This is a genomic window from Kitasatospora sp. NPDC005751 (assembly GCF_040630835.1).
Classification (GTDB): domain Bacteria; phylum Actinomycetota; class Actinomycetes; order Streptomycetales; family Streptomycetaceae; genus Kitasatospora.
The window spans coordinates 1-14,317 of the sequence record NZ_JBEXYC010000099.1 but is presented as its reverse complement, the minus strand read 5'-3'; the positions used below and the strand labels follow the sequence as shown (position 1 = coordinate 14,317).

The 14,317-nt window shown below is 75.5% G+C and carries 2 protein-coding genes; both read right to left on the bottom strand.

All coding sequences use genetic code 11. The features are described from left to right. Positions 1-2,309 (bottom strand): type I polyketide synthase (locus ABZ497_RS35540; protein WP_359811954.1); only part of this gene is annotated, 2,309 nt, incomplete at its 3' end. A 39-nt stretch (positions 2,310-2,348) separates the two neighbouring features. After that, entirely contained in the window at positions 2,349-14,309 is an 11,961-nt protein-coding gene (locus ABZ497_RS35535; RefSeq protein WP_359811951.1) for a type I polyketide synthase, read from the bottom strand. Positions 14,310-14,317 lie beyond the last annotated feature (8 nt).

Here is a 14,317-nt window from a genome sequence, read left to right as displayed (position 1 = left end):
CGCAACACCTTGCGCGAAGCCAACTCACGCTCGAACTCCGACAACGCCTCCGGCTCACCCGACACCACCACCGCAGCCGGGCCATTCACCGCCGCGACCGACAGGCGCTCGCCCCAACCCTCGACGATCTCCCGCACCGCCTGCGACGGCATCACCACCGACACCATCGAACCCTGCACCGACAAACTCGTCAGCGCCCGAGCCCGCACCGCCACCACCCGCGCACCATCCTCCAGGGACAGCATCCCGGCCACCGTCGCCGCCGCGATCTCACCCTGCGAATGACCCACCACCGCGTCCGGCGTGACGCCCGCGGCCTCCCACACCGCCGCCAGCGACACCATCACCGCCCACAGCACCGGCTGCACCACATCAGCCGCGTCCAGACCCGGCGCACCCTCGGCACCCGCCAGAACCTCACTCAACGACCACGGCACATACGGCGCCAGCGCCGCCTCACACTCCGCCAGACGCGCCGCGAACACCGGACTGCACAAGACCAGTTCACGGCCCATGCCAACCCACTGCGCACCCTGACCCGCGAACACGAACGCCGTCCGACCACCCGAACGGGCAACCCCCGACACCACCCCGGCCGCACCCGACCCGGACACCAGGCCACCCAGCCCCGACACCAACTCCTCACGACCACCACCGACCACCACCGCCCGGTGCTCGAACACCGACCGCGTCGCCGCCAACGACCACGCCACACCCACCGGATCCAGCGACGGCCGCGCCGACACCCACTCCCGCAACCGGCCCGCCTGAGCCGTCAGCCCCTGCGCCGACCGACCCGACACCACCCACGCGGTGGACCCGTCGAGCTCCAGCAGGGCCGGAGCGACCGGAGCCGCCGCCACCTCCGCGGCCGGCTCGTCCAGGGCGTCCGCCTCGTCGGCGTCCCCGGCCGGCGTCTCCACCGTCTCGGCGTCCCCGGTCGGGGCCTCCTCCAGGATGATGTGGACGTTGGTGCCGCTCATCCCGAAGGCCGACACACCGGCCCGGCGCACCCGCTCCCCGGCCGGCCACGGGACCGGCTCGGCCAGCAGCTCCACCTCACCGGCCGACCAGTCGACCTCCGGGGTCGGCTCCGCCACGTGGAGCGTCGCCGGCAGCCGCTCGTGCTGGAGCGCCAGCACCATCTTGATGATCCCGGCCATACCGGCGGCCTGCTGGGTGTGCCCGATGTTGGACTTCACCGACCCCAGCCACAGCGGCCGCTCCTCCGGCCGGTTCTGGCCGTAGGTCGCCAGCAGCGCCTGGGCCTCGATCGGGTCGCCCAGCGGGGTACCCGTGCCGTGCGCCTCCACCACGTCGACGTCGGCCGTCGACAGCTTGGCGCTGGCCAGCGCCGCGCGGATCACCCGCTGCTGCGAAGGGCCGTTGGGAGCGGTCAGACCGTTGGACGCACCGTCCTGGTTGATCGCCGAACCGCGTACCACCGCGAGCACCCGGTGCCCGTTGCGGCGCGCGTCGGAGAGCTTCTCCACCACCACGACCCCGGCGCCCTCGGCGACGCCCATGCCGTCCGCCCCGGCCCCGAAGGTCTTGCAGCGCCCGTCGGGAGACAGTCCCAGCGAGCGGCTGAAGTCGGTGAACAGCACCGGGGTGGCCGCCACGAACGCGCCGCCGACCAGGGCCATCGAGCACTCGCCGGAGCGCAGCGCCTGCGCGGCCAGGTGCAGGGAGACCAGCGACGACGAGCACGCGGTGTCGATCGTCACCGCCGGGCCCTCCAGGCCCAGCGTGTAGGACACCCGGCCGGACAGGATGCTGGTGGCGTTGCCGGTCATCACGTGGCCGTCGAGCTCGCCCTGCTTGCCCGTGATCCAGCCGTAGCCGGAGGCGGAGGCGCCCGCGAACACGCCGGTCGCCGAACCGCGCAGCGACGCGGGATCGATCCCGGCCCGCTCCAGCGCCTCCCAGGCCACTTCGAGCAGCAGCCGCTGCTGCGGGTCCATCGACAGCGCCTCGCGCGGGCTGATCCCGAAGAACCCGGCGTCGAACTGGGTGGCGTCGTAGACGAAGTTGCCCGCCTGCACCTCCGCGGCGCCGGATCCGGGGTCGTCGGCGTCGCCGAAGGCCCACCCCCGGTCCTGGGGCAGTCCGGCCACCGATTCCCGCTGGGCGTCCAGCAGTTCCCACAGGGCTTCGGGGTCGCGTACCCCGCCGGGGAAGCGGCAGCTCATGCCGACGATGGCGATGGGCTCACCACCGGCCGTTTCCAGTTCCTGCAAACGTTGCCGGGTCTCGTGCAGATTAGCGGTCACCCGCTTGAGGAAGTAGCGGAGCTTCTCTTCGCTCACTTACGTCACCTCGTCGAAGAAGTCGCGGCGTTGGCCGAGTCAGTGGATTCCGAGTTCTTTGCCGATGAAATCGAAGACTTCGTCGTCGGTTGACGATTCGAGCTTCTCCGCAACTCCGGTCTCGGCGGTCTGTGCCCGAGCCTCCTTCCACTTGGAAAGGACGACTTCGAGGCGGTTCGTGATCAGCGTGGATTCGTCGTCGCCGGCGAAAGCGGCGAGCATGCCCTCCAGCTTGTCCAGTTCGGCCAGCACGGGCTGGGCCGGACTGGTCTCCTCGGTCAGACCGGCCCGCAGGTGGTCGGCGAGCGCGGCCGAGGTGGGGTAGTCGAACAGCAGGGTGCTGGGCAGGCGCAGGCCGGTGGCCGCGCCCAGCCGGTCGCGCAGTTCGACGGCGGTCAGCGAGTCGGCTCCGAGGTCGTTGAAGGCCCGGTCGGCCTCGACGGACTCGATGCTCGGGTGTCCCAGGACGGCGGCGGCCTCGGTCCGGACCAGGTCGGTCAGCAACCGGTCCTGTTCCACCCGGGGCAGTTCCGCCAGCTGCTGTGCCAGCGCGTTCCCGGCCGGCGACTCGGCCGGACCGGTGTCGCCGCCCTTCCCGGCCAGCACCTCGACGACCTCGGGCAGGCTCTCGATCAGCGGGCTGGGCCGGCGCAGCGTGAACGGCGGCGCGAAGCGCGCCCAGTCCACGTCCACGACGGTCATCATCGGGTCGCGGCCGTCGAGCACCTGGGCCAGCGCCCGGATCGCCTGGTCGGGGTCGATCAGGCGCAGACCGCGGCGGGTCATCTGGGCCGCGCCCTCCGCGTCGGTCATTCCGCCGCCGCCCCACGGGCCCCAGGCCACCGAGGTGGCGGCCAGGCCCCGGGCCAGCCGGTTCTCCGCCAGCGCGTCCAGGTAGGAGTTGGCGGCGGCGTAGCCGGCCTGGAGACCACTGCCCCAGGTGGCGGCGATGGAGGAGAACAGGACGAACGCGTCCAGCTCCAGACCGGCCGTCAGCCGGTCGAGGCTGGCGGCGCCCGCGGCCTTGGCGGCCAGGACCGTCGCCAGTTCCTCCACCGAGACGTCGTCCAGCGCGGTCGCCTGCGCCAGACCGGCGGCGTGCATGACCGCGGTCAGCGGCGGGCCGCCCGCACCGATCCTGGCGATCACCCCGGCCAGCGCGGCGTCCTCGGCCGCGTCGCAGGCGAAGACGTCGACCTGGGCACCGATCGTCGCCAACTCGGCGGCCAACGCGGCCGTCCCCGCCGCTCCGGCGCCGGACCGGCTGGTCAGGACGAGCCGCTTGGCGCCCCGGCCGGCCAGCCAGCGCCCGACGTGGCCGCCGATCGCGCCGGTCCCGCCGGTGATCAGGACGGTGCCGCGCGGCACGAACTGCGCCGCGCCGTCGCGGGGTCGCGGGGCCCGGGTGAGCCGGCGGCCGAAGATCCCGGCCGGCCGGATCGCGACCTGGTCCTCGCCGCACTCGGCGAGCACCGCGCAGAGCCGCGCCGCGGCCTGCTCGTCGAACTCGGCCGGGAGGTCGATCAACCCGCCGCCGTGGTCAGGGTGTTCCAGGGTGGCGACCCGGCCGAGGCCCCAGCTCTGGGCCTGCACCGGGCTGGTCGGCGCCTCGTCCGGCGTGGCACCGACCGCACCGCGGGTGAGCGCCCACATCGGGGCGTGGACGCCCTGGAGGATGAGGGCCTGGATCAGGGTCTGGGTCCCGGCGAGGCCGTTCGCCAGCACCGGGTGACCGGGCAGCGGCGTCTCGTCCAGGGCCAGCAGCGACACGACGCCGGCGACTCCGGCCTCGGGCAGGGTCGCGGCGATCCGCTCGGCCATCCGCTGCTGGTCGGTGGTCTCCGTGGTCACCATGGTGACCACCTCCGCGCCCCGGGCGGCGAGCGCCCGCGCACAGTCCCGCGTCAGCTCCTCCTCGGCCTGGTCGGGCGTGACCACCAGCAGCCAGTGCCCGGCCAGCTCCGCCGGGTCGGGGTCGGCCACCGGCGCCCAGCCGACCCGGTACCGCCAGTTCGCGGTCACCGAGCGGTCCTGCGCCCGGCGGCGCCAGGACGCCAGGGCGGGCAGTACCTCGGCGAGCTGCCGCTGGTCCTCGATCGCCAGGGTGTCCGCGAGCTGCTCCAGGTCCCCGCCGTCGACGGCGGACCAGAACTGCGCCTCGGCGGCCGTGCCGGTACCGTCCCCGCCGGCGTTCGGCGGGGTCTGCACGCCCTTGGGCCAGTACCGCTGGTGGCGGAACGCGTAGGTGGGCAGTTCGACCGGCGTACCGGTCGGCAGCACCGAACTCCACTCCACCGTCGCACCGTTGACGTACGCGCGGGCGAGCCCCGCCAGCAGGCTCGTGACGCTCTCGTCGGTCCGCCGCTGGAGCGGGACGAAGACCGCCCCCTCGCTCCCGCTACCGGCCACGATGTCCGGGCCCAGCGAGGAGAGCGATCCGTCGGGGCCGACCTCGACGAACACCGAGACACCCTGGCGGGCCAGTGTCGCCACCGCGTCGGCGAAGCGCACCGCCTGGCGGGTCTGCGCTGGCCAGTAGCCCGCCCCGGGCTCGGTGACCAGCTCGCCCGAAAGCGCGCCCGCCCACGTCAGGTTCGGCCGGTGGTACTCCAACCCGGCCGCGACGGCGGTGAGTTCGTCGATCACCGGGTCCATTGCCGGGGAGTGGAAGGCGTGCGAGACCCGCAGCCGCCGCACCCGGCGACCCCGCTCACGCCACAGCTCCACCACCTGATCGACGGCCTCGACCTCACCCGAAACCACCACGGACTCCGGGCCGTTGACCGCCGCGATCACCACCCCGGGCACCAGCTCCGCCAGCACCTCGGCCTCCGGGACGTTGACCGCAGCCATCGCCCCGCCCGCCGGCAGCGCCTGCATCAACCGAGCCCGCGCCGCCACCAGCCGCACCGCGTCCGGCAGCGCCAGCACCCCGGCCACATAAGCGGCCGCGACCTCGCCCACCGAGTGACCGACCACCGCGTCCGGCGTCAGACCGGCGGCCTCCAGGACCGCCGCGACAGCGACCTCGAAGGCGAACAGACCGGCCTGCGCATACAGCGTCTGGTTCGCCAGCGCCTCGTCCACACCCTCGGCGCCCAGGACCACGTCCCGGACCGAGACGCCCAACTCCAGCTCCAGCAGCCCGCACACCCGGTCGAAGACCTCGGCGAAGACCGCACTGCCCTCGTACAGCCCCCGGCCCATGCCGACCCACTGCGAACCCTGACCGGCGAAGACCAGACCCACCCGAGCACCCGGCCGCGCCACACCCGACACCACCGCGGCCGAAGACGCCCCGGCGGCCAGGCTCCGCAGGCCACCCAGCAGTTCGGCCGGCCCGGTACCCAGCACGACCGCCCGGTGCTCGAACGCCGACCGCGTCGCCGCCAGCGACCACGCGACATCCGCCAGGTCCACCGACGGCCGCGCCGCCACCCAGTCGTGCAGCCGCTCCGCCTGGGCCGTCAGCCCCTCGGCCGTCCGGCCGGAGACGAGCCACGCACCGGCGCCCGACACCACCGGCGCCGCGTCGAGGTCCTCGGGTGCCTCCTCCGCCTCGACGGCCGGCGGCGCCTCCTCGACGATGACGTGCGCGTTGGTCCCGCTGATCCCGAAGGCCGACACACCGGCCCGGCGCGGGCGGTCCCCGGCGGGCCACGGCACCGGCTCGGCCAGCAGCCGCACCTCGCCCGCCGACCAGTCCACGTGCGGCGAGGGCTCGTCCACGTGCAGGGTCCTCGGCAGCTCCTCGTGCTGGAGCGCCAGCACCATCTTGATCACCCCGGCCATACCGGCGGCGGCCTGGGTGTGCCCGATGTTGGACTTCACCGACCCCAGCCACAGCGGCTGCTCCCCGGCGCGTTCCTGGCCGTAGGTGGCCAGCAGGGCCTGCGCCTCGATCGGGTCCCCGAGCGGGGTGCCCGTGCCGTGCGCCTCCACCGCGTCCACGTCGGCGGCGGTCAGCCCGCCACTGGCCAGCGCCGCCCGGATCACCCGCTGCTGCGAGGGACCGTTCGGTGCCGTCAGACCGTTGGAGGCGCCGTCCTGGTTGATCGCCGAACCACGCACCACCGCGAGCACCCGGTGCCCGTTGCGGCGGGCGTCGGAGAGCCGCTCCAGCACCACCATGCCGGCGCCCTCGCCCATGCCCATGCCGTCGGCCGCGGCCGAGAACGCCTTGGAGCGGCCGTCCGCCGCCAGTCCGCGCTGCCGGGCGAAGCCCACCATCTCCCACGGCGTCGCCATCACGGCGACCCCGCCGACCAGCGCCAGCGAGCACTCGCCCGACCGCACCGACCGGGCGGCCGTGTGCAGCGCCACCAGCGAGGACGAGCAGGCCGTGTCCACCGTGAGCGCCGGGCCCTCCAGGCCCAGGACGTAGGAGACCCGGCCGGAGATGATGCTGGTCGCGTTGCCGGTCACCAGGTGGCCCTCGACCTGCGCGGCGCCGTCCTGGCCGCCGAGCTGCATGCTGGCCAGCGCGTAGTTCGACGAGTAGCCGCCGATGAACACACCGGTGCGCGAGCCGCTCAGCGAGGCCGGGTCGAGTCCGGCGGACTCCAGGGCCTCCCAGGACAGTTCGAGCATCAGCCGCTGCTGCGGGTCCATCGCCAGCGCCTCGCGCGGGCTGATCCCGAAGAAGCCCGCGTCGAACCGGCTCGCCTGGTGCAGGAAGCCGCCCTCCCGCGCGTAGCTGGTCCCGGCGTGCGACGGATCGGGGTCGAAGAGGGCCTCCGCGTCCCAGCCGCGGTCCTGCGGGAGGCCGGAGATGCCCTCGCCGCCGACCGCCAGCAGGTCCCAGAGCTGCTCCGGGGTGTCGAGCCCGCCGGGGAACCGGCAGCTCATCGCCACGATGGCGACCGGCTCGTCGTCGGAGACGGCGGCCGTCGGCAGGGCCCGCGCCGACGCGTGCCCGGCCAGGGCGCCGAGCAGCTCCGTCCGCAGGTGCTCGGCGAGCACCGTCGGGGTGGGGTAGTCGAACATCAGCGTCGTCGGCAGCCGCAGCCCGGTCGCGGTGGCGATCCGGTTGCGCAGCTCGACCGAGGTCAGCGAGTCGAAGCCCAGCTCGCTGAAGGCGCGCCCGGCCTCGACGTCGTCGGAGCTCGCGTGCCCGAGCACGGCGGCCGCCTCGTCGCGGATCGTGTCCACCAGGATCCGGTCCTGCTCGGCCCGCGACAGGCCGCTCAGGCTCCGGGCCAGCTCGCCCTCGGCCTGCGGTCCGCCGGCGCTCTCGGTGCGCTGCGCCGCCTTCAGCCGCTGGGCGTCCGGCAGGGCGCGCAGGAACGGCACGTCCAGGATCTGGGCCTGGCCGGGCGCGGCCGCGAAGGCGGGCCAGTCCAGGTCCATGACGGTCAGCACGGTGTCCGGGCCGGCCAGCACGCCGCCCAGGGCCTTGACCGCGAGCTCGGGGTCCATCAGGACCTCCCAGCGGTTGCGGCGCAGCCGCTGCCGGGCCGCCTCGCTGCCGCCGGACACGCCCTCGCCGGCCCAGGGGCCCCAGGCCACCGAGCGGGCCGGCAGGCCGCGGGAGCGCCGGTGCTCCGCCAGCGCGTCCAGGAAGGCGTTGGCGGCCGAGTAGTTGGCCTGGCCCGCGCCGCCGAAGGTGGCGGCGGCCGAGGAGAACAGCACGAACGCGTCGAGGTCGAGGTCCGCGGTGAGCTCGTCGAGATGGACGGCGCCGGCGGCCTTGGGCGCGAGGGCACTGGCCAGCCGGTCGTTGTCGAGGCCGTCGAGGACGCCGTCGTCGAGCACACCGGCGGTGTGCAGGACGGCGGTCAGCGGCGGGCCGCCCGCGGCGATCCGGTCGATCACCCCGGCGAGGTCGGCGCGCTCCGCGCTGTCGCAGCAGCTGATCTCGACGTCCGTCCCGGCGGCCGCCAGACCCGCGGCCAGGGCCACGGCGCCCCGGGCGGCGGCTCCGGAGCGGCTGGCCAGCACGATCCGCTCGGCGCGGCCGGCCAGCCAGCGGGCCACGTGCCCGCCGACCGCTCCGGTCCCGCCGGTGATCAGCACGGTGCCGCGCGGCGTCCAGTCCGGGCCGGGCGCGGGCTGCGGGGCCCGGGTCAGGCGGCGGCCGAGGATCCCGGCGGGGCGGATCGCCACCTCGTCCTCACCGCAGCCGGCGAGGACGGTGCACAGGCGGCTCGCCGCCCGGTCGTCGAGCACGGCGGGCAGGTCGATCAGACCGCCCCAGCGGTCCGGCTGTTCCAGGAAGACGACCCGGCCGAGGCCCCAGACCTGCGCCTGCACGGGGTTGGTCAGCGGGTCGCCCGGGCCGGTGGCGACCGCCCCGGAGGTGAGCGTCCACAGCGGGGCGGTGATCGCGGCGTCGGCCAGTGCCTGCAGCAGGGCCAGGCCGGCTGCCAGGCCGGCCGGCACCACGGGCCGCTCCGCGAGCGGTGTCTCGTCCAGGCCGAGCAGCGACACCACGCCGGTCACGCGCGGCGCGGCCTCGTCGGTGGCGTCGCGCAGTGCCCGGGCGAGGTCGGCGGCCAGCGGCTCGCGCCGTGCCGTCCCGGTCTCGACCTCGACGACCTCGACCCGGGCACCCCGCGCGGCCAGCGCGCGGACGCACGCCTCGACGAGGTCCGCGGTGCGGCCGCTGCGGTGCGCCGGGACGGCCACCAGCCAGGTGCCGGCCGGCTTGGCCGGGGCCGGGTCGGTGACGGGGGCCCAGGCGACCCGGTAGCGCCAGGCGCCGGTGACGTCCCGGTCCCGTTCGCGGCGCCGCCAGGACGCCAGCGACGGGAGCACCTCGCCGAAGGAGCGCTGTCCGTCCACGGCGAGCGTGTCGGCGAGCTGCTGGAGGTCGCCGCCCTCGACGGCGGCCCAGAACCGGGCCTCGGCCTCCGACGACGTGCCGTCCCCGCCGGCCGCGACCGGCGCGGCCGCGCGGGAGCCGGTGAGCCAGTAGCGCTGGTGCTGGAAGGCGTAGGTGGGCAGGTCGGTGCGCCGCCCGGCGGGCAGGACCCTGCGCCAGTCGACGGGCGTGCCGCCGACGTGCACCTGGGCGAACGCCGCGAGCAGTCGGCGCGGGCCGCTGTTCTCGCGGTCCAGCGTCCCGGTGATCACCGGGACGCCGGCCGTGCCCAGGTCCTCGATCGTGTCGGCGATCCCGGTGGTCAGCACCGGCTGCGGGGAGACCTCGACGAAGGTCCGGTTCCCGGCCGCGGCCAGCTCCCGGACCGCCTCGTCGAAGCGGACCGTGCGGCGGACGTTGGCGAACCAGTAACCGGCGTCCAGCTCCGGGCCGTTCATCCAGCGGCACTCGACCGTGGAGAACAGCGGGACCCGCCCGGCTCCCGGCCGGATCCCCGCCAGCCGCTCGGTCAGCACGCCTTCCAGTTCCTCGACCCCGGCCGAGTGCGCCACGAAGTCGGTCACCGGGATCGGCCAGCGCATCACCCGCCGGGCCGCCAGCTCGGCGCCGAACTCCGCCAGCGCCTCGGTCTCGCCGGAGACCACGGTGGCGGCGGGCCCGTTCACCGCGGCGACCGCCAGCCGGTCGCCCCACGGGGCCAGTACCTCGCGCACCGCCGCGACGGGCATGACGACCGACAGCATCCCGCCGCCGGTGCCGAGCCCGGACAGCGCCCGGCTGCGGACCGTCACCACCTCGGCCGCGTCCTCGAGCGTCAGGATCCCGGCCACCGTCGCGGCCGCGATCTCGCCCTGCGAGTGGCCGACCACCGCACCCGGGGTGACGCCGGCGGCCTCCCAGACGGCGGCCAGCGACACCATCACCGCCCACAGCGCCGGCTGGACGACATCGGCGCGGTCCAGCGCGGGCGCGCCGTCCGCACCGGCCAGCACCTCGGTCAACGACCAGTCGACGTGCGGGGCCAGGGCCCGCTCGCACTCGGCGAGCCGGGCCGCGAACACCGGCGAGACCGCCAGCAGCTCCCGGCCCATGCCCTCCCACTGGGCGCCCTGCCCGGGGAAGACGAAGACCGCCTCGCTCGCCTCGGTGGCCGCGGTCGTGCCGGCGACCACCCCGGGGGCGTGCTCCCCGGCGGCCACCGCGGCCAGGCCCTCGGCCAGCTCGGCGCGGTCGGTGCCGGTCACCACGGCCCGGTACTCGTACACCGAGCGGGTCGCCGCCAGCGACCAGGCCACGTCCGCCGGGTCGAGCCCGGGCCGGGCCGCCAGGTACTCGCCCAGCCGGGCCGCCTGCCTGCGCAGACCGTCCGCCGTCCGCCCGGACACCACCCAGGCGCCGGCGCCGGGGGCGTCGAAGAGGGCCGGGGCCGGGTCATCCCCGGCGGGCGCCTCGACGGCCGCCGGCTCGGGGGCCTCCTCCAGGATCAGGTGGGCGTTGGTGCCGCTGACCCCGAAGGAGGACACCCCGGCCCGGCGCGGCCGTCCGTCCGTCTCCCACGGCCGCGACTCCGTGAGCAGCCGGACGTCCCCGGCCGACCAGTCCACGTACGGCGAGGGCTCGTCCGCGTGCAGCGTGGCCGGCAGGTTCCTGTGCTGCAGCGCCAGCACCATCTTGATCAGACCGCTGACACCGGCCGCGCCCTGGGTGTGACCGATGTTGGACTTCACCGACCCCAGCCACATCGGCCGGCCCTCCGGCCGGTCCTGGCCGTAGGTGGCGATCACCGCCTGGGCCTCGATCGGGTCGCCGAGCACCGTGCCGGACCCGTGCGCCTCGACCACGTCCACGTCGGCGGTGGTCAGCCCGGCGTCGGCCAGGGCCGCGCGGATCACCCGCTGCTGCGAGGGGCCGTTCGGCGCGGTCAGACCGTTCGACGCGCCGTCCTGGTTCACCGCGGAGCCGCGCACCACGGCCAGTACCGGATGCCCGTTGCGGCGGGCGTCGGAGAGGCGCTCCAGCACCACCATGCCCGCGCCCTCGGCGATGCCCATGCCGTCCGCCCCGGCCGAGAACGACTTCGACCGGCCGTCGGGGGACAGCCCCCGCTGCTTGCTCACCCAGACGAAGAGGTCCGGCGTGGAGGCGATGAACGCACCACCGGCGAGCGCCAGCGAGCACTCGCCCGAACGCAGCGCCTGACTGGCCAGGTTGACCGCGACCAGGGCCGACGAGCAGGCCGTGTCGACGGTGACCGCGGGGCCCTCCAGGCCGAAGGTGTAGGCCACCCGGCCGGAGAGCACGCTGGTCGTGGTGCCCGTCAGCAGGTGCGCCTCCAGGCCCTCCGAGGCGTCCGGCCCGACCAGGCCGTACCCCGCGTAGCTCGCACCCGCGAACACGCCGGTGCGGCTGCCGCGCAGCGCCGCCTGGGAGATGCCGGCCCGCTCCAGGGCCTCCCAGGAAGTCTCCAGCAGGAGCCGCTGCTGCGGGTCCATGGCCAGCGCCTCGCGGGGGCTGATGCCGAAGAAGCCGGCGTCGAACTCGGCCGCGTTGTAGACGAATCCGCCCTGACGCACGTACGCCGTGCCGGGGTTCTCCGGGTCCGGGTCGTAGAGGCCGTCCAGGTCCCAGCCGCGGTCCTGCGGGAAGGCACCGATCGCGTCCGTGCCCGAGTCGAGGATCTCCCAGAGCTCCTCCGGGCTCCGCACCCCGCCGGGGAAGCGGCAGCCCATGCCGACGATGACCACCGGGTCGTCGTCCGCCGCCGCCCGGCCGGTGACGGCGACCGCACCGGCGTTCGCGGTCCGGTCGCCCAGCAGCTCGGTCCGCAGGTAGCCGGCCAGCACCACCGGGCTCGGGTAGTCGAAGAGCAGCGTGGCGGGCAGCTTGAGGCCGGTGGCGGCGCCCAGCCGGTTGCGGAGCTCGACGGCGGTCAGCGAGTCGAAGCCCAGCTCGCTGAAGGCCCGGCCGCTGCCGATGGCCTCCGGCGAGGAGTACTCCAGCACCGCGGCGGCCTCGGCCCGGACCAGGGTGACCAGCGTGCGGTCCTGCTCGGCGGCCGGCAGGTCGGCCAGCTGCCGGCGCAGGGGCGTGCCGGCCTCCCGGTCGACGGCCGGGTCGGGCCCGTCGCCGGCCAGCGCCCCGGCGACCTCGGGCAGGTGCTCGATCAGCGGGCTGCGCCGGCGCAGCGTGAACGGCGGGGCGAACCGCGCCCAGTCCACGTCGACGACCGTCGTCAGTGCCTCGCCGCCGTCCAGGATCCGGGACAGCGCGCGGGTGGCCGGGTCGGGGCCCAGCAGCCGCAGCCCGCGCCGCTCCAGCTGGGCCGCGTCGTCCCCGGAGCCCATCGCGCCGACGCTCCACGGGCCCCAGGCCACCGAGGTGGCGGCCAGGCCCCGGGCCAGCCGGCGCTCCGCCAGGGCGTCCAGGGAGGCGTTGGCGGCGGAGAATCCGGGCTGCTGGCCACCGCCCCAGACGGCGGCGACCGAGGAGAACAGGACGAAGGCGTCGAGGTCCAGGTCGGCGGTCAGCTCGTCCAGCCACCGCGCGGCCTCCGCCTTGACCGCGAGCACGGCGGCGAGGTCCGCGAGGCCGAGGTTCTCGACCGGCTGGTTGTCGATGGCCTCCGCGAGGTGCAGGACGGAGGACAGCGCGGGGCCGGTCGTGGCGATCCGGTCGAGCAGGCCGGCCAGCTCGGACCGGTCGGCCGCGTCGCAGGCCAGCACGTCCACCCGGGAGCCCCGGGCGGCCAGTTCGGCCGCCAGCGTGGCGACACCGGGAGCGGCGGGACCCGCGGCGCTGCTCAGCACCAGCCGGGACGCACCGCGGTCGGCCAGCCAGCGGGCGACGTGCCCACCGATGGCGTCGGTGCCGCCGGTGACCAGGGCGGTGCCACCCGGCGTCCAGTCCCGGCCCGCCTTGGGCTGCGGCGCGCGGGTCAGGCGACGGCCCAGCACACCGGTCTGCCGGATGGCGACCTGGTCCTCGCCGCAGCCGGCCAGCACGGCGGCCAGCTGGGTGCCCGCCCGGTCGTCCAGCACCTCGGGCAGGTCGATCAGACCGCCCCAGCGGTCGGGGTGTTCAAGTGCGACGACCCGGCCGAGGCCCCAGACCTGGGCCTGCGCCGGACCGGCCGGCACCTCGCCCGGCGTGGCCGCGACGGCGCCACGGGTGGCGACCCAGAGCGGCGCGGCCACCCCGGCGTCGCCGAGGGCCTGGACGAGCGCGAGCGTCGTGCCGAGGCCGGTGGACACCGCCGGGTGGGCCGGCAGGGGGGTCTCGTCGGTCGCCAGCAGCGACAGCACGCCGGACAGCTCCCCGCCGTCCGGCAGCGCCTCGGCGAGCAGTGCGGCGAGGTCCGCCCGGTCGACCGTCCCGGCCGGGACGTCGAGGGACACCGCCTCGGCGCCGCGGGCGGTCAGGGCCGCCGTGCACTGCCGGGCCAAGGCCTCGTCGGCGGTACCGCTCGGGGTGACGACCAGCCAGCGACCGGCGGGCGCGGCGGCGGACTGCTCCGTCACCGGGGCCCAGGTCACCCGGTAGCGCCAGGCCTCCGTGACCGAGCGGTCCTGCTCCCGGCGGCGCCAGGACGCCAGTGCGGGCAGCACCTCGGCGAGGCGCTGCTGGTCCTCGATCGCCAGGGTGTCCGCCAGCCGGGCCAGGTCGCCGCCCTCGACGGCGGCCCAGAACTGCGCTTCCGCCGCCGTGCCGGAGCCGTCCCCGCCGACGGTGACGGTCCGGGCCGGGGCCTGGAGCCAGTACCGCTGGCGCTGGAAGGCGTAGGTCGGCAGCTCCACCGTCTCGGCGGCGGGCAGCACCGTCTTCCAGTCGACCGACAGGCCGCCGACGTAGGCCTGCGCGAACGCCGTGAGGAGGCGGGTGGCGCCCGCGTTGTCGCGCTCCAGCGTGCCCACCGTCAGGACATCGGCGACACCGGCGTCCTCGGCCGTCTCCGCCACCGCCGCGGTGAGGACCGGGTGCGTCGAGACCTCCACGAACGAGCCGTAACCGCCACCCAGCAGGGTGCGGACCGCCTCCTCGAAACGAACCATCCGCCGCAGATTCGCGAACCAGTAGCCCGCATCCACCTCCGAACCGGACAACCACTCGCCCGTCACCGTCGAGATCATCGGAACACGACCCGCCCGCGGCACGATCCCGGCCAACTCCGCCGCCAGCACCGCCTCCA